Below are 18,285 nucleotides of genomic sequence, written 5' to 3'. Positions count from 1 at the left end.
TTAAAATTTTTTTAAAATGATCTTTCGTATCGTATTCTTGTGCGTAATCCTTCTTGTTATTGAGCTTTATACTTTTCAAGTATTAAAAACCTTAATAAAATCAAAGCCAGTATTGTTTTCAATTCAGCTTATAAGTATATTGGTTTTAGTATATATTGTTTATTCTTTGATGCAATTTGACCGTAACTCAGGGCAAACCAAGCAATTGATGGTTGTCATGGGTTTGTTGCTTATTGTTTATGTTCCAAAACTAATTTTGACATTCATATTAATGGGAGAAGATATCTTTAGAGTAGGTACCGGAGCTGTTAAGTATTTTGTTAATTATGATAAAAATGCAGATTTTCTGAATTCAAGAAGAAAATTTGTCAGTCAAATAGGATTAGGACTAGCAGCTGTTCCTTTTTTATCTTTAATATATGGAGTGACTATTGGTAAATACAACTATAAAGTCATCAAGCAACGTATATTTTTTCCTGATTTGCCTGATGCTTTTGATGGTTTTACGATTACTCAAATATCAGATGTTCACAGCGGCAGTTTTGATAACCCGGAGAAAATTAATTATGCAATAGATTTAGTCAACGAACAAAATTCAGACATGATTCTGTTTACCGGAGATATTGTGAATACCGATGCCAAAGAAATGCATTCTTGGATAGAAACCTTTAATAGAATAAAAAAACATGAATATGGAAAATATTCGGTTTTAGGGAATCACGATTATGGCGAATATATAACTTGGCCATCAGAGGCAGCAAAAGAGAACAATTTTAAAGCCATTAAAGATTTATATGGACAAATTGGTTTCAAATTAATGCTAAACGAACATACTTTTATTGAAAAAGGAGATGCTAAAATTGCATTAATTGGCGTAGAAAACTGGGGACATAATTTCAAAAAAGCGGGCGATATCAACAAAGCTTCTCAACATGTAAATAAAGAAGATTTTAAAATTTTGATGAGTCATGATCCTTCACATTGGGAACATGAAGTGCAACATCATGAGAAAAATTTCCATCTTACGCTTTCAGGTCATACACACGGAATGCAGTTTGGAATAGAAATACCAGGTTATTTTAAATGGAGTTTGGCACAATATGTTTACAAACAATGGGCGGGATTATATGAAAACGTAGGACGGTACGTTTATGTAAATAGAGGTTTTGGTTTTCATGCCTATCCGGGCAGAGTAGGAATCATGCCGGAAATTACGGTCATCGAACTAAAAAAAGGTGTTAATGTGGCATAATTCGTTTAAAATGCTACATTTGTATAATAAATATCTCTTTTTAGTGAATTTTAAAAATTAAATTTTTGGTTTTATGTCAAAATTTGGAGAACTTATAAATGCTCAAGTGCCTGTGTTAATAGACTTTTACACAGAATGGAATGAACCTTCAGTTTCAATGCATCTTGTAATTAGAGATGTAGCAGCCGCTCTTGGTGATAAAGCAAAAGTCATAAAGATTGACGTGGATAAAAATCAAGAATTAGCCGATGCTTTACGCATTAAAGGATTGCCTACGTTGATGATTTACAAACAAGGTCAAATGATATGGAGACAGTCCGGAGAATTAGATGCGAACACTATTATTAGTATTGTTCAAGAACAATTGTAACGCATTATCAGTACAACACCTCACAATTAAAATTATTTTCTTTTAAATAAGCTAATGTTTTCGGCAATACGTATTCTAAGTTTTTAAAGGCTTTTATACTGTCGTGGAAAACAATAATACTTCCTGATCTTAGATTTGATATTACATTTTCTAAGCATTGTTCCTGCGATAAAGTTTGATCAAAATCAGCACTTAGGACGTCCCACATAATTATTTTGTAACCCAGCTTTCGGAGTTTTCTAGATTGAGATACTTTTAACTTCCCGTAAGGCGGACGAAATATTTTAGACTTTAGATTATTAGTACTATTTTTTTGAATAGTTGCTTCGCATCGTTTAGTGTTTTCAATATAGGCTTCAGTTGAAGTTTTCCAACCGTTCAAATGATTAAAAGTGTGATTCCCTATGGAATGACCGTCGCTAATTACCTTTTTGAATATTTCAGGATTTTTATCAATATTATCTCCAATGCAAAAAAAAGTAGCTTTTACATGGTACTTTTTTAATTCATTCAAAACCCATTCTGTAATTTCTGGAATAGGTCCATCGTCAAATGTTAGGTAGACTGTAGTGCTGCTTCCGGTATTGGAAACATCCCAAGTGTAATTAGAGAATATTGTTTTTATAATCCAATTCGTCTTTATCCAGTAAAGTTTCATTTTTTAGTTTTAAAATTAAAAAAAAATAGCGACATTTTTCAACATCGCTACCTTTTCTAATCAGAATCTTTTTTGTTTGAAGTTATTCTTTTTCGCGTCCAAAGCGGTCAAACATTTTAATGTAAGTATTGAATACAATTCTATTTTTATTGTAGAAATCTAAATCACCATTTTCTTTCATTACGGTTAAAAGACTTCTGTATCGCTCAATATCAGTGATGATAGGAATGGCAATACTAGTTTGCTCAGAAGATTTTAGATTGCCATAATAATTAAGGTTTTCTCTGTATTTTAGTATTAATTTGTCCAGCAATTGTTGTGCTTTTAATTTTTCGTCGATTTTGTAATATCCGCCAGCGAAAGGTTCTAGTAAAGAATAATAGTCAAAATACTCCAAAGGCATTTTTGTCATTGCCAGATCGATAATGTTTTTTGCTTTATCTTTTTGTCCTTCAACAATTAACTGATTCATTAATCTAGAAAGGTTGGTTCTGTAGGTTATGCTGTTTCTACGAGTTTCAGGGTCGTGATAAATTTTTGGACTTTCGCCATTGCCCCAATCCCATTTCATAACTTTAGCATACATTTTATCAGAATCTATTTGTCCCATATCAAGTGGACTTGCATCTTTTGACAAAGCGGTTCTTATTGGAACCAGTTTGTAAACCATTCCTTCTAATTGAAGATACTCTTTCATCCAGATATAATCTTCACTGTCAAATGCACCACCGCTAAAATAGATTGGTCTTTTCCAATTGTTATTCGCAACAATATCAAGCATCATCAATCTGTTTTTGTACAATGCATTTCCTTTGATGTCCAAGTCAATGTAAGAGACAATAGAATCATTGTGTTTAGGGTTAACTACTTTGTTCTGTATAATTATATTTTTGTCAACAGGAATCCGAATCTTGTTAGTAGGGTAAAAATGGATTGTTTGTCCGTTTTGCATATCTACAGTTGATTTTGGATTTTTGATAAAATTGATAAAATCTTTTATATCCCAACGACTTTCAACTTTTGGAATGTGAGCTACATAGTCCAGTTTGTCTCCTACATATTGATCGTGTGTAAATGAAATAGGCAAAGGATCTGATTCGTATGTTTTAGTTTTCATCTGATCGATATACCAATCCGTCATGAAAAGGCTCGTGTTCACGATTTTAACATCCGTTCTCACTTTTTCGATTTCTTGTGCGTACCAAAGCGGGAACGTATCATTATCGCCAATTGTGAATAAAATAGCGTTTGGATCACATGATTCCAGATATGCTTTTGCCATTGCAACAGCAGTATGTTTTCCGGAACGGTCGTGATCATCCCAGTTTTGAGAAGCCATAAGAACCGGAGCTGCCAATAAACTGGCTGCGATAATAATAGGGCCTGCCAGTTTTGGGGCTAAATATTTCGTGGCACTTTCGTATAATGCATAAACACCAAAGCCTATCCAAATGGCAAATACATAAAAGGAACCAACTAAGGCATAATCTCTTTCTCTAGGCTCGAAAGGTCTTTCGTTTAAGTAGATTTTTAATGCTATTCCGGTAAAAAGGAATAAGGCGAGTAATACATAGAAGCTTTTTAAGTCTTTATTGGCATGATACATTAAACCGATTAAGCCGAGAATAAAAGGCAGAAAAAAATACACATTTCGACCTTTGTTGTTCAATACATCAGAAGGTAAATTGTCTTGACTTCCTAAATGGAGTTCGTCTATAAAAGTTATGCCACTAAGCCAGTTGCCATCCAGATAGTCGTATTTTCCCTGAATGTCATTTTGTCGACCAACAAAATTCCACATCAAGTATCTCCAGTACATGTAGCCAAACTGGTATTCAACCATGAATCCTAAATTGTCAGCAGTTGTTGGTTTTTCAACAATTAAATAATCACCATAGCTTTTTAGGAACGTAACATAACCTTCGTTGTCAATTTGTTTTTGAGCGTAGGCTTGTCTGAATTCAGTTATTATTTTTTCGGTTTCGTTTTTTAACTGAGCAATCGCCTTGTTGTAATCTTCCTCGCTCAATTGACTCGGATCGATGCCGTATTTGGCTAAATCATCCTCGTACGGATAATCAGGATTTAATCTGAATTGAGGTGGATTTGTAAAATTCATGTAGTTTTCGATGTGATCACCGCTCCACATTCTTGGCAAAATAGTTTTTTGATTGTCATCTGTATTTTGCTCGGCATTTTTGAAATTATTCGTAATAATATATTTCCCGGTTTTATAATCTCTTTCGTAATTGGGCGCTTTGTCTAGGTAAGGATTGTTTTTGTCTAAACCAGCAAAACCTTCTGTGTATTGAGGGCCATAAAACAAAGGATTTACACCATATTGCTCTCTATTGTAGTACGCAAGAACTTCAGCCGCATCAGAGGGTTTGTTTTCATTAATTACCGTATTTGCATTAGCGCGTATGGGTAACATTGTCCAAGTAGAAAAACCAATCAGGATAAAAAGCACACACAGAATCAGCGTATTGTATGTTGCTAAACCTCTGTTGTTGGTGTATTTTAAACCAAAATAAAACAAAACAGCGAGTAGTATGGTTACAAATATAGTTCCCGAGTCAAACGGTAATCCTAAACTGTTGACCATAAAAACTTCGGTTTTACCAAAGAATCCCATAGTCATAGGGAGTAGTAATTTGAAAATAAATAATAGAATGGCAATAACAACAACATTTGCAATGATGAAATTTTTGAGGGTAACTACTTTATAGTTTTTGAAAAAATAAAGGAAACCTATCGCTGGAATTGTTAATAGTGCCATGAAATGGACTCCGAATGAAAGTCCAACAACAAGAGAAATGATTAGTAACCATTTATTTCCTCTAGGCTTGTCCATGCCCTGTTCCCAACGTAAACCCAACCAAAATAATAAGGCAATAAATAAAGATGCCATGGCATATACTTCGGCTTCTACGGCATTAAACCAAAAACTATCCGAAAAAGTATAGGCTAAAGCTCCAACGAATGAACTTCCAAGAATAACAATGTCATTGTATTTATTTGTTTGCTCCGCCTGATCGCCTTTTTGGCTCGGGTCAGAAAATCTTGAAATCAGTTTCTTTAAAATTATAGAGGAAGACCAAAATAAAAATAAAATGGTAAATGCACTCGAGAATACAGACATCATATTCACCATTAATGCAATTTGTGTGTCATCTGAAGCAAACATGGCGAAAAAGGCACCAATCATTTGGTATAAAGGCGCTCCCGGGGGATGGCCAACCTCAAGTTTTGCAGCTGTGGCTATGTATTCACCACAATCCCAAAAACTCATAGTGGGTTCAACAGTTAAAGTGTATGTTAATAATGCGATTCCAAATGTGAACCAACCAATAATTGTATTCCATTTATTGAAATTGAATGCTGCTTTATCCATGTACTAAAATTTAATTTAATTTTGAGTTACAAAGAAAATGTTTTTTTGTTTAACCTTGTTAGCATTAACAATATTTTCTGGAAAAGTATTACAATTTAATAACGCATTGATTCTAAAGGTTTTTGAAGTTATTTTGAATTTTAAACGAATTTTTTTTCATAAAAAGGCAAAAAAAATTTGTACAAACTAAAATTTAGTTTAAATTTGCACTCGCTTAGCAGCAATGCTGGTCTATGGTGTAATGGTAACACAACTGTTTTTGGTGCAGTCTTTCAAGGTTCGAGTCCTTGTAGACCAACGTAAAACCTCTCATTTATTGAGAGGTTTTTTTATGCAATAAATCCAGCTGATTGTTTTTGGAGTTTAATTTATTGAAAAGTCGGAGGTAAGCTAGGAGAACTGAACTGGAGTATTTTGATTTAATTTTTCTGGATCAATTAAATCTTGAACGTTATCACTGGCTTAACGGTGTGATTGACCAGATCTTCACTGATGCTTCCATTGAAAAAATGAGCGAATCCTGTTCTTCCGTGTGTGCAAAGACCTATTAAATCGGCATCAATGCTATTGGTGAAATTGATAATCCCGTTTTCTATATTAACGTCATTGTAAATGTGTGTGGAGTAATTTTCGACCTCAAAAGAGTCAATGAATTTTTTCATTATTTCTTCGGACATTTTGGTGGTTTTAAAGCTATTTGGCGTGCAAATCATGACTAAGTATAAATTTGCCTTAAATATTTTGGCAAATTCTATCATTTTTTTGAAAGGTTTTTTAGTTTCTTTCGAAAAATCAGAAGCAAACACAAAGTTGTTGAATTTAAAGTCACGAATGTTCTTTTTTATAACCAGTACCGGGATTTCTGAGAGTCGCACCACTTTTTCGGTGTTGGATCCGATGAGTACTTCTTCTATGCCTGAAGTTCCATGTGAGCCCATGATAATTAAATCAATTTCATTTTTTCTGTTAAACGATAAAATACCGCTGAAAGCTCTTTCGAATTGTACGGATGCGTTTACTGAAATTCCGTTTAAATAGGGCTGTTCCTTGATTTTTTGGAGTGTTTCGTTTGCTTTTTTTATAAATAACATCACTTCGGGTATGCTGCTTCCGCCGGTTACGGCATCATTCATCTGGTTAGGTAATTCTAATAAATGCAACAAAAAGATTTCGCAATTATTTTTTTTTGCAATTATGGCGGCCACTTTTAATGCGTGTTCAGCGTGTTCAGAAAAATCGGTAGGGACTAAAATTCGTTTCATAACTATAAAGCGTTAAATTATGATGAAAATTGTTATTTTAATGCTACATTAAAGATAAGAAATTATTTTACAGCAACCAATTATTTTAGTTTATAAAAAAAACACTATATTTGCACCGTTATTTATTAAAATCTAGATAATGAGGGGACTAAATGTCCCCTCTTTTTATAAAAAATATGACATTTAAAGAAAAAGTAAATACGTTATTGACCGAAGGCCTATTAGAAAAGCCATCAATCTTCTTGATAGACCTTATCATTACTGATGCTTTCAAGGTTATTGTGACTTTGGATGGCGATAATGGAGTGGCTCTTCAAGATTGTATTGATGTGAGTAAATTCATAGATAATAATTTGGACAGAGAGGAACAAGATTACTCTTTAGAAGTGGCTTCAGTAGGAGTTGGTTCTCCGTTAAAATTAATAAGACAATACAAGAAAAATATAGGTCGAACATTGATTGTGAAGACTTCGGCTGAAATTATTGAAGCAGAATTAGTGGATGCTAATGATGATTTTGTAATTTTGTCTTGGAAAGCAAGAGAGCCTAAAAAGATAGGAAAAGGGAAAGAAACAGTTCAAAAAGAACTTAAATTGCCTTACGTAGATATAAAAGAAGCAATTGTTACAGTAACATTTTAATTAAAGAATTCGCATGGAAAATTTAGCATTAATCGATTCATTCTCAGAGTTTAAAGATGATAAACTTATTGATCGTGTAACGCTTATGGCAATTTTGGAAGATGTATTTAGAAATGCATTGAAGAAAAAATACGGTTCAGATGATAATTTCGATATCATTATAAATCCTGATAAAGGAGATATGGAGATATGGCAGAGAAGAGTGATCGTTGCGGATGAAGACTTAGATTTTGATCATCTTGAAATCACTTTAACTGAAGCTAGAAAAATAGAGCCTGATTTCGAAATTGGTGAAGAAGTTTCCGAAGAAGTGAAATTAATTGATTTAGGAAGAAGAGCAATTTTAGCTTTACGTCAGAATTTGATTTCTAAAATCCATGAACATGATAACACAAATCTTTACAAACAATTTAAAGATTTAATTGGTGATATCTATACTGCTGAAGTACACCATGTGCGTCCAAGAGTCGTGATTTTGGTTGATGATGAAGGGAATGAAATTATTTTACCAAAAGAAAAACAAATACCTTCTGACTTTTTCCGTAAAGGAGATAATGTTAGAGGAATAATAGAAAGCGTTGAATTAAAAGGAAATAAACCTCAAATTATTATGTCTAGAACTTCTGAGAAGTTTTTAGAGAAATTATTTGAACAAGAAATTCCTGAAGTATTTGACGGTTTAATCATGGTTAAAAAAGTGGTAAGAATACCAGGTGAAAAAGCAAAAGTAGCCGTAGATTCTTATGACGACAGAATTGATCCGGTAGGAGCTTGTGTGGGTATGAAAGGATCTCGTATTCATGGAATTGTTCGTGAATTAGGAAACGAAAATATCGACGTTATCAATTATACAAGTAACATACAATTGTTCATCACAAGAGCATTAAGTCCTGCAAAAGTGTCTTCCATTAAGATAAATGAAGAGACAAAAAGAGCAGAAGTTTTCTTGAAGCTTGAAGAAGTTTCAAAAGCTATTGGTCGTGGCGGACACAACATTAAATTAGCAGGTTTATTAACAGGCTATGAATTAGACGTTATTCGTGAAGGTGATGTTGCTGGTGCAACTGCTGATGAGGATGATGTTGAATTAACTGAGTTTTCAGATGAAATCGAAGACTGGGTTATTGAAGAATTTGCAAAAATTGGTTTGGATACAGCAAAAAGTATCTTGAAACAAGATGTAGAAGATTTAGTAAGAAGAACAGACCTGGAAGAGGAAACGATTCTGGATGTAATGAGAATATTGAAAGAAGAATTTGACAGTTAGTCAAATGTATCTTCAACGATAAACATGCCACTTTACAATGAATTCTTGCTCGGTAGGTATCGAGTTGGGAGTAAAGTGAGGAATAACAAAAAAGGTAATAATAAAAAGGTTTTATGTCTGAAGAGAGAATTATTAGAATAAACAAAGTTTTAAGGGAATTGAATATTTCTTTAGAAAGAGCTGTGGATTATCTAAAAGATAAGGGGATTGCTATTGAAGCAAATCCAAACGCAAAAATTTCTGATGATGTATACAATGTCTTGTGCGGTCAGTTTGCAGGTGACAAAGGGAATAAGGAGGCTTCAAAAGAAGTAGGGGAAGAGAAAAGAAAAGAAAAAGAAGCTTTGCGTTTAGAACGAGAGAAAGAAATCGAAGACAAACGTAAAATTGAGGAAGAGCGCGTAAAACAACAAGAGGTTATAAAAGCGAGAGCAGTTATAGCTGGTCCGGTTCAAGTGGGTAAGATTGATCTTAATCCAAAAAAACCTTCCATCGTTACGCCTGTAAAAGCTGTTGAAAAAGCAGAAGCTCCAGTAGCTGATGTACCTGAAGTAAAAGCTGTCTCAAAAGAAGTTTCACCTGAGAAACCGTTAACTGAAAAACCGTCAACTGAGAAACCTGTTTCAGACAAAAAAGAGGTAAAACCTATTGTTGGGATAAAAGAGGTAAAAACAGAAACTCCTAAAGAAGTTCCTGCTGAACCAAAAGTGGTTGCAAAAACCGAGGCAGTTAAAGTTGATGAAGCGCCTGTTGATGAAACCATCACTACGCAATATCAAAAACTATCGGGAACTACTTTAACGGGACAGATAATTGATTTATCTCAATTCAACAAACCGAAAAAGAAAAAAGAAGAGCCAAAAATCACTCCGAATAAACCGGGTGCTCCAGGTTCGGCTGCAGCCAATGCAAATAAAAATAAGCGTAAAAGGATTGCTCCTAAACCGGGTGCTCCTAGACCGCCTGCAACACCGGGAGTTCCTGGTGCGCCAAATCCTAACAAGATTACACCTAATACTGGTGGCGGTGGATTCAATGCAAACAGAAGTGCTAGACCTGGTTTTGTAAAAGGAAACAGACCTGCTATTGTTGCAAAAGTGGAGCCTACCGAAGAAGAAGTTAAAAATCAAATTAGAGAGACTTTAGAGAAACTACAAGGTAAAGGTGGTAAGTCTAAAGCGGCTAAATATAGAAGAGATAAAAGAGATACGCACCGTCAGAAATCTGATGATGAGCAAAGAGCTATTGACGAAGGAAGTAAAACTATTAAGGTTACTGAGTTTGTTACTGTAGGTGAAATTGCCATCATGATGGATGTGCCAATTACTAAAGTTATTGGAACGTGTATGTCACTTGGAATCATGGTTACCATGAACCAACGCCTTGATGCAGAAACGTTGACTATCGTTGCTGATGAATTTGGTTATGAAGTTGAATTTATCACTGTAGACATCGAAGAAGCAATTCAGGTTGTTGAAGACAGAGAAGAAGATTTAGTTTTCAGAGCGCCAATTGTAACGGTAATGGGTCACGTCGATCACGGTAAAACATCGTTACTGGATTACATTCGTAAAGAAAACGTAATTGCAGGGGAGTCTGGAGGAATTACACAACATATTGGTGCCTACGGAGTAACGTTGGATAACGGACAAAAAATCGCATTCTTAGATACACCGGGTCACGAAGCGTTTACTGCGATGCGTGCGCGTGGTGCTCAAGTTACCGATATTGCTATTATTGTAATTGCTGCTGATGATGACATCATGCCGCAAACTAAAGAAGCAATTAGCCATGCTCAAGCAGCTGGAGTTCCTATCATATTTGCTATCAATAAAATTGATAAGCCAAATGCTAATCCTGAAAAAGTAAAAGAAAGATTAGCGGGTATGAATTTACTGGTAGAAGATTGGGGTGGAAAAATTCAATCACATGATATTTCTGCGAAAGTAGGAACAGGTGTTAAAGAATTATTAGAAAAAGTATTGTTAGAAGCGGAACTTTTAGATTTGAAAGCAAATCCAAATAAAGCGGCTTCCGGAACTGTTGTTGAAGCTTTCCTTGACAAAGGAAAAGGATATGTTTCTACGATATTAGTTCAAAACGGAACGTTGAAAATTGGAGATTATATGTTGGCTGGTAAGCATCATGGTAAAATTAAAGCCATGCATGACGAAAGAGGGAATATAGTAACTGTTGCGGGTCCTTCGACTCCGGTTTCAGTTCTTGGTCTTGATGGAGCAGCAACTGCGGGTGACAAGTTCAATATTTTTGAAGACGAAAAAGAAGCGAAACAAATTGCTTCGAAACGTTCTCAATTGATGCGTGAGCAATCAGTTCGTACACAACGTCATATTACATTGGATGAAATTGGACGTAGAATTGCATTGGGTCAATTTAAAGAATTGAACATTATCCTTAAAGGAGATGTGGATGGTTCTGTTGAAGCATTGTCTGATTCGTTCTCTAAATTATCTACTGAAGAAATTCAAATCAATATTATCCATAAAGGTGTTGGAGCAATTACAGAAACTGACGTAATGTTGGCTTCTGCATCAGATGCGATTATCATCGGATTTAATGTTCGTCCTGCTGGAAATGCAAGACAATTAGCAGACAAAGAAGAAATCGATATCCGTTACTACTCTATTATTTACGCCGCTATCGATGACTTGAAAGATGCAATGGAAGGAATGTTAGCTCCTGAAATGAAAGAAGAAATTCTGGGTACTGCTGAGATTAGAGAGATATTCAAAATTTCTAAAGTGGGTTCAATTGCTGGTTGTATGGTAATGGACGGTAAAATTGTCCGAAGCGCTAAAATGAGAATCATTAGAGAAGGTGTAGTTGTCTTTACAGGAGAGCTGTTAGCACTGAAACGTTTCAAAGACGATGTCAAAGAAGTAGCTAAAGGATACGATTGTGGTATTCAAGTAAAAGGATACAACGACATCGAAGAAAGAGATGTTATTGAGTCGTACCATGAAGTAGCTGTTAAAAAGAAACTGAAATAGAATTTCAATATATTTTAAACCAAAAAATCCCGATTCGTCGGGATTTTTTAGTTTTGGTATGTTTTTAAATTAACGCTAGTGGTGAGTTCGATAGCAGCGAGAGTCCTTTGGGTTTTATATGGGTGTGCCACCAGCTAGAAAAAGGGTCAGCAACATACCGGTCATTGCCCTTTTTCCTAGCTGCTGTCGTCCCGATAACCATCGGGATATCCGCGCTACAGGGTAGCTAGCTTCTATCCCTCACGCGGGCACTAAACCTTTAGTAATAATGAGGAAGTTTTTCTTTTTTCAAGACCTATTGATGCGTTTTAAATAAGTAATCGTCCTGAATTTTTATAAGAAAAATAGTTTATATTTGATTTTGAATATAACGGTTTAAAAAGCATACTGCATAGTAGTGTTTTTTAAGTTAATTTCTCAAATAATTAAAAAATCAATACTTTGAATATGTTCCGGTTTTATAAACCTGCGTGTATTTATGAGTTGTGCTTCATTTTCGAGCGTCAGAAAGCTAAAAAGAAAAATAGAAAAATGAGTTGGGATATTGTATTATTTAGTTCAGAGCAAAATTTAATTTCTTTAGAAAATCTAGATGAAGATTTACTAAAACCAATTGATTTTGACAAAGTTTTGAAATCTAAATTTGAAAACATAAAAAAAACTGAAAACCATAACGAAATTATTGGAAAAGATTTCTCAATTGACTTTTTTGACGATGAAGAATTGGTTAGTAACAAAATGTTGAGTTTATACGGCGAAAATGGATTATTTGAATTAATCAAAATTGCGAAAGTAGAAAATTGGCAAATTTATGATAGTGGAATTGATAAAATGTTAAATCTTGAAAAGCCAGAAGAAAATGGCTATGAAAATTTTCAAAAATATCTAAAACAAATAATTCATACTAAATGAAAACTCAAACTTATTTAAAAAGAAATACAGAAAAGATTACCAGATGATATCATTATACAAAATGAAACATCTTTTGAGTTTAACGAAGATGAATTCATAAGTATTCTTTCTTGGATAAAAAATTTCAATCAACATTATAAATTATTTGAAAAAAAAGATCAGCCATATGTTATGTTTCCATTAATTCCAAAAAGATTACGTCTTGATTTTGGGTTGTACAATTATCCAAACAATTTAGAAGTAAATAAAGATGGATTTATTATTTACATTTCAGAAAACGGAAAATTAATGAATGGTACAACTAAAAAAAAATATTACTGTAAAGGAATTAATAACAACTTGGCAACTATAAAAAAAACAACGCACAACACAAGTTTGTAGCAATGGTTTGGGCTTGGTTTTTTCTTGTGAAAAAACGCAGACAACCTTAATTTGGTTTTGTGTCTGTAAAGTTCAGTCTTAAATCACAAGCCACTGCTACAAGCGCGGGAATGTTGTGCTTCATTTTGCCCGAACGAAATCAAAAATTAAATGAAAATTCAAAAATGAAAAAAATAAGCTTTTTACTGATTTTACTTTCAATGGCTTTTGTTTGTCAAAGTCAAAAAGTTGAAAATAGTAATGGTCTCAAAATCGACACAACTGAAATTGTTCAAATTGGTGGAATTAAACAATTTATTAGCATAAAAGGAAATAACAAAGAAAATCCAATTCTTTTATTTTTGCACGGTGGGCCTGGAACTTCTCTAGTGAAAAGTTCAGAAAAATTCACTGAAAAACTAAAAAATGAATTTGTAGTTATAAATTGGGATCAAAGAGAAACTGGAGAAACATTAAAATTAAATTCAGCAAATGAAAATTTAACTCCTGAACTTTTTAAAAATGACACTTATGAATTGATTAAGTACGTTTTGGGTAAATTCAAACATGAAAAATTATATTTAGTTTCTCATTCTTGGGGTTCAGTTCTTGGCTTTGATATTGCAGAAAAACATTCCGAATTGTTATATGCTTACATTCCAATAAGTCCAATTGTAGACCAAAATAAAGCATCAAAATTAACTATGGAAATGTTGAACAATTGGGCAATAAAAACTCAAAATAACAATGCAATAACCGAACTTAACTTGGTAAAAATTCCATTTGAGAATCAAAATGATTTGTTTTATTCTCAAAAATGGTTATTTATTCATAATGGAGTAGAATTTGCAAAAAAAGAGGATTTCAAAACCAACTATTATAAATGGTTGACAACTTGGTTTTCAATTTGGAAAAAATCGACAGAAAATAATCTTTTTGAAACTTTACCAAAAATTAATTGTCCAGTATATTTTATCGAAGGAAATGGAGATAAACTTAGATCTCATTATATCGTAAAAGATTACTTTGAATTCATAAAAGCACCAAAAAAGAAGATGTTTTGGATGAAAAAATCCGGACACACAATTTATAATTCAGAACCAGAAAAATTACAGAAAATAATAATCGAAAAAATTAAACCAGAAACATTGTAAAAAAACAAACGTACTACAGAGGTTTGGTGAGATTGCAAATTTTGTAGTAAATTTACATTCAGTTTTCTCAATAAATTTTAATTTGGAAAAAATATGCAGTTACAAAGCTCGCAACCTCGCCAAGGCACAAAACGTTGTGTGTCAGCTTAAAAAACAACCCGAAAAGAAAATTAACACTTGAAACAAATGAGAAAAATATTCGGACTTTTGACTTGTATAATATTATGAAAAAGGGATTTGAATTTCTTAAACAGATAAAAGAGAATAACAATAGGGAATGGTTTGTTAAGCATAAGCCAGAATACGATTCGATTGTGAAAGAAAATAAATTTTTTTTCGATCAGATTTATTCCGAACTTCAAAAACACGATAGTTTACAAGGAATCCACATTTTTAGAATTTACAAAGATGTTCGTTTTTCCAAAGATAAATCTCCTTATAAAACGTATTTAGGAGCTGGATATTCTCGTGTAAAACCAATGTTAAGAGGAGGTTATTATATCCATTTAGAGGAAAATAAAAGTTTTGTGGGAGGAGGCTTTTGGGGCCCAAATAGTGAAGATTTACTTCGTATTCGTAAAGAATTTGAAATGGATACAACAGAAATCGAAAAGATTACTTCCGACAATACTTTCGTAAAATATTTCGGAGAGCTTAAAGGAGAAGATGGAGTGAAAACTGCTCCGAAAGGTTTCGATAAAAATCATCCTGTAATTAATTTGATTAAGAAAAAGCAATTTGTAGTGATGAGAAAATTTACAGACGAGGAAGTTTTATCTGATGATTTTCAGAAAGAAGTGATTGCAACATTTTTAGCAATGAGACCTTTTTTCGATTATATGAGTGAAGTGCTTACTACGGATTTAAACGGAGAACCTTTATTCTAAAAGGAAGCGATAATAAAGTAAATGTAAGAGTCATGGGGGATTTTGGCATATCAAAATCTCCCGACTTCGCCACACACACGCTGAGCAACCATCATAAATCCATTATCAAAAATTACAAAGTAATAATCTATTATTTACCGTTTTTTCTTAGATTTGGGTTTTCAACATTCCATTTAAGATGAGTGCCTTTGAGGATACTAAACACCTTAAAGTAAATTTGTAGAAAAGGCGGAAAACTTTTATTGTATTTACTGTTTTTAAGAGCATTGAAAAATAGGAATCAAAGTCGGGTTGGGAGAAATTATTAACCAAAACTGCATAAAACTAAGAGATGCAACTATCAGAAACAATTATCGAATTGGAAGATTTAGAGTTAAAACCAAAATTGTCAGAAAAACTTAAAAGAATTGACGGGCATTATATCTCTCATGAAATTCAGCATTTATTGCACTTTGAAAAAGGCTTTTTGTTTACTATAAAATCATTATTGATAAGACCTGGAAAAGCTATACGAGAATTCATATTCGAGGACAGGGAAAAATATATTAAACCTGTATTATTTTTAATTTTTACCTCTGTAATTTTTACTTTTATTCTTCATTCAGTACATATAACTATTAGCTTTTTCAATGTTGACAAATTTCAATTATTAAAAGGGGAATTAAGGTCAAAAGAAATTGGCGAATGGACGGATAATCATGTTGGTTATGCACAGTTGATTATGGGTGTTTTTATCGCTTTTTGGATAAAGTTTTTTTACAGAAAATTTAAATATAGTATCTATGAAATTTTAGTTCTTTTATCTTTTGTTATGGGTGAAGCCATTTTAATTTTTACTTTTTTTATTGTTTTCGCTAAAGTATTTAAAAGCCAAAATTTAGTATTTATTGGATCGGTAATTTATTTTGTTTACATCATTTGGGCTATAGGGCAATTTTTTGGAGAAAAGAAGATTTCAAATTATATAAAATCTATTTTAGCCTATTTCTTAGGGAGTTTGACCTATATGAGTGCTCTTGTTTTAATCACTTATTTATTAAAATTTTTATAACTGGATAAAATAGTTTCTACCAGCGGGCAGTTTGGCTATAGCGGAGACTTTTAGTGTATTTGTACCTTTCAAGAAGATCAAAAATAATATGGCAAAAAACACGAGCCCCGAAAGCTTTCGGAATTGCGGAGCGGTAAAATTGTAGCAGCGGGAACGATCCCTGCTATTATAAACAAAAGTATATATAACAAAATAGAAACAAATGATTAATTGTAGCAATTGTAGTGATGAATTAACTGGGAAATATTGTTCAAATTGCGGGCAAGCTGTAAAAGTAAAAAGAATTGATGGTCATTATATCGTTCACGAGATTGAACACGTTTTACATTTTGAAAGAGGTATTCTATTTACCATAAAAGAATTATTGATAAGACCTGGACAAAATATTAGAGATTTTATCGCCGAAAACAGAACCCGACTTGTAAAACCAATTATATTTATCATTGTAGCTTCACTAATTTATACCCTAATTAGTCATTTCTTTCACATTGAAGGTGGGTATATTCATATTACTGAGGAAAAAAAGACAGCAATAGGTTCAGTTTTTAATTGGATTCAAAATCATTACGGATATGCAAATATTATAATTGGTGTGTTTGTTGTATTTTGGTTAAAAATGTTTTTTAGAAAGTATGATTATAATTTTTTTGAACTATTAATTCTATTGTGTTTTGTGATTGGGATGGAGATGTTGATATTTTCTGTTTTTACACTTTTTGTTGGATTGACGAAGTTAAACTTGATGAAAGTTTCTGGTTTTATTGGGATGTCATATTGTATTTGGGCAATTGGACAGTTTTTTGATAAAACAAAACCAATCAGTTATGTAAAAGCATTTGCTTCTTATGTATTAGGACTGATTACATTTAGTTTTTCAGTGGTAATTTTAGGAACTTTAATTGACTTAATCATAAAATACTAAAACAGGAACAAAACGTTAGTTAGAATTGTAAATATGAAACTAGAAAAAGCAAATAGTAACGATAACGAAGTTTTGACAGCGATAACTAAAAAGTCAAAAGCGTATTGGGGATATTCTGATGAGCAGATCAAAATTTGGTCTGAATCATTAACGATCACTCCAACATATATTGAAACTTCTATTAAAAACAGGTGTTTGCCAATAATGAAGCTAAATATAAATGAAAAATAAAACAACTATTGCTAACTTTGCCAAGCAGCTAACCGTTGTACAACACACCACTAAAATTAATAATTCGAATTAAATTGACAAAGTATTTAAAATATCTGATTTCACTCTTTCTGGCTTTTGGCCTGATGGTTAATGATGGTGCTTTAGATTCTCCATCAAATTCAGTAGATTATTATCAATTTTCGAACGTAATTATCAGAAGAGAATGGAGTTATAAGGGTTCCAAATTATACCTGTTCCATCAGATAAATTCGTCTAAAAAAACGTCATTTCCATTTCTCTTAGCATTCCTCAAGTTTCAAGATGTTTATAGTCTTCAAATTCGGGTTCTTCTAAAATTACGAACGCTGCTGTATCAAAAAGTAAGTTCGTTTGTAGCGCAACACGTCTTTATAAATGAGATAATTGTTTCAAAAACTTCTGTAAAAGTTTATACATAGCTTAGGGAATTTCTTTTCTAAGCATTTATGCAATTCAAAGCATAAGATGATAAAACAAATGTCTAATCATTTATCATTTACAAAATGTATAAACACAATAATAAAACACGTTTGGAGAAATCTAAACGCCCTATTCATTGGGCAAAAAGAAAAATCATCCTAATTATTACGGCATTTATGATCGGAATGTCAAACGGAATGAACGTGGGAGATAATACGATTAACGGAAATCAAAATCACACGGAGCAACAACATAAAAAAGATTGATCTGATTGCTTTTAAGTACCTTGTGCAACACAGGTTTAGCCGGATTTCGGCGATAATTTTTAATTTTAACTCAATCTTGCATTTGGTTCAATTTCAATAATCCAAAAATTAAATGGTATTGTAGTCCAAAGCACGAGCTGAGTCTGGGTGACGAAGTCAAACGGTCTAAAAATCCGATAGTGCGGATGTGTCAGCGGTTCGATGGC

17 protein-coding genes and 1 tRNA gene are annotated in these 18,285 nt (G+C 32.9%); 15 read left to right on the top strand and 3 right to left on the bottom strand.

Features of this window, described 5'->3' with window-relative positions:
* Positions 1-16: 16 nt before the first annotated feature.
* Complete coding sequence (locus ACNQGX_RS03365) at positions 17-1,252, top strand: metallophosphoesterase (RefSeq protein ID WP_417974009.1); 1,236 nt, start codon at positions 17-19, stop codon at positions 1,250-1,252.
* 73 nt (positions 1,253-1,325) lie between these two features.
* Positions 1,326-1,622: a thioredoxin family protein gene (locus ACNQGX_RS03360; protein WP_417974007.1), complete on the top strand. Its 297-nt coding sequence runs from the start codon at positions 1,326-1,328 to the stop codon at positions 1,620-1,622.
* A gap of 7 nt (positions 1,623-1,629) precedes the next feature.
* On the opposite strand, the gene ACNQGX_RS03355 is transcribed toward ACNQGX_RS03360, so the two are convergent.
* Together ACNQGX_RS03355 and ACNQGX_RS03350 are read right to left on the bottom strand one after the other, a co-directional pair.
* On the bottom strand, positions 1,630-2,280 hold the full coding sequence (locus ACNQGX_RS03355; protein WP_417974005.1) for a polysaccharide deacetylase family protein: 651 nt from the start codon (positions 2,278-2,280) through the stop codon (positions 1,630-1,632).
* An 82-nt stretch (positions 2,281-2,362) separates the two neighbouring features.
* A complete protein-coding gene (locus ACNQGX_RS03350) occupies positions 2,363-5,674 on the bottom strand; it encodes a glycosyltransferase family 117 protein (protein WP_417974003.1) in 3,312 nt (1,103 codons plus the stop codon).
* Positions 5,675-5,901: 227 nt separating this feature from the next.
* On the opposite strand from ACNQGX_RS03350, the gene ACNQGX_RS03345 reads away from it, so the two are divergent.
* Positions 5,902-5,972, top strand: a tRNA-Gln gene (locus ACNQGX_RS03345).
* Between the two features lie 139 nt (positions 5,973-6,111).
* On the opposite strand, the gene ACNQGX_RS03340 is transcribed toward ACNQGX_RS03345, so the two are convergent.
* The gene (locus ACNQGX_RS03340) at positions 6,112-6,936 is read right to left on the bottom strand and encodes a universal stress protein (protein WP_417974001.1); all 825 of its coding nucleotides are present in this window, start codon (positions 6,934-6,936) and stop codon (positions 6,112-6,114) included.
* A gap of 176 nt (positions 6,937-7,112) precedes the next feature.
* Here ACNQGX_RS03340 and rimP point away from each other — a divergent pair, with 176 nt between their 5' ends.
* From rimP to ACNQGX_RS03280, 12 genes are all read left to right on the top strand, one after another.
* Complete coding sequence (gene rimP, locus ACNQGX_RS03335; protein ID WP_417973999.1) at positions 7,113-7,577, top strand: ribosome assembly cofactor RimP; 465 nt, start codon at positions 7,113-7,115, stop codon at positions 7,575-7,577.
* A 13-nt stretch (positions 7,578-7,590) separates the two neighbouring features.
* Positions 7,591-8,844 (top strand): transcription termination factor NusA, encoded by a 1,254-nt coding sequence (gene nusA / locus ACNQGX_RS03330; RefSeq protein WP_039108733.1) that lies wholly within the window; start codon positions 7,591-7,593, stop codon positions 8,842-8,844.
* A gap of 113 nt (positions 8,845-8,957) precedes the next feature.
* The gene (gene infB / locus ACNQGX_RS03325) at positions 8,958-11,855 is read left to right on the top strand and encodes a translation initiation factor IF-2 (RefSeq protein ID WP_417973997.1); all 2,898 of its coding nucleotides are present in this window, start codon (positions 8,958-8,960) and stop codon (positions 11,853-11,855) included.
* A gap of 531 nt (positions 11,856-12,386) precedes the next feature.
* Positions 12,387-12,767 carry a hypothetical protein gene (locus ACNQGX_RS03320; RefSeq protein WP_417973995.1) on the top strand — a complete coding sequence of 127 codons (381 nt, stop codon included), beginning with the start codon at positions 12,387-12,389 and terminating at the stop codon, positions 12,765-12,767.
* A 171-nt stretch (positions 12,768-12,938) separates the two neighbouring features.
* Complete coding sequence (locus ACNQGX_RS03315) at positions 12,939-13,148, top strand: hypothetical protein (RefSeq protein WP_417973993.1); 210 nt, start codon at positions 12,939-12,941, stop codon at positions 13,146-13,148.
* 164 nt (positions 13,149-13,312) lie between these two features.
* Positions 13,313-14,281, top strand: coding sequence for an alpha/beta fold hydrolase (locus ACNQGX_RS03310; protein ID WP_417973991.1), 969 nt, complete (start codon positions 13,313-13,315; stop codon positions 14,279-14,281).
* Positions 14,282-14,505: 224 nt separating this feature from the next.
* The gene (locus ACNQGX_RS03305) at positions 14,506-15,168 is read left to right on the top strand and encodes a DUF2461 domain-containing protein (protein WP_417973989.1); all 663 of its coding nucleotides are present in this window, start codon (positions 14,506-14,508) and stop codon (positions 15,166-15,168) included.
* Between the two features lie 331 nt (positions 15,169-15,499).
* Positions 15,500-16,219 carry a DUF3667 domain-containing protein gene (locus ACNQGX_RS03300; RefSeq protein WP_417973987.1) on the top strand — a complete coding sequence of 240 codons (720 nt, stop codon included), beginning with the start codon at positions 15,500-15,502 and terminating at the stop codon, positions 16,217-16,219.
* Positions 16,220-16,421: 202 nt separating this feature from the next.
* Positions 16,422-17,141: a DUF3667 domain-containing protein gene (locus ACNQGX_RS03295; protein WP_417973985.1), complete on the top strand. Its 720-nt coding sequence runs from the start codon at positions 16,422-16,424 to the stop codon at positions 17,139-17,141.
* A gap of 33 nt (positions 17,142-17,174) precedes the next feature.
* The gene (locus ACNQGX_RS03290) at positions 17,175-17,372 is read left to right on the top strand and encodes a hypothetical protein (RefSeq protein ID WP_417973983.1); all 198 of its coding nucleotides are present in this window, start codon (positions 17,175-17,177) and stop codon (positions 17,370-17,372) included.
* Between the two features lie 74 nt (positions 17,373-17,446).
* Positions 17,447-17,812 (top strand): hypothetical protein, encoded by a 366-nt coding sequence (locus ACNQGX_RS03285; protein ID WP_417973981.1) that lies wholly within the window; start codon positions 17,447-17,449, stop codon positions 17,810-17,812.
* An 84-nt stretch (positions 17,813-17,896) separates the two neighbouring features.
* Positions 17,897-18,079: a hypothetical protein gene (locus ACNQGX_RS03280; RefSeq protein WP_417973979.1), complete on the top strand. Its 183-nt coding sequence runs from the start codon at positions 17,897-17,899 to the stop codon at positions 18,077-18,079.
* Positions 18,080-18,285: the final 206 nt, after the last annotated feature.

Origin of the sequence: Flavobacterium glycogeni, from assembly GCF_048286775.1 — a bacterium.
Classification (GTDB): domain Bacteria; phylum Bacteroidota; class Bacteroidia; order Flavobacteriales; family Flavobacteriaceae; genus Flavobacterium.
Note: the sequence above shows the minus strand (reverse complement) of the source record. Positions and strands in the feature narration are given on the sequence as shown.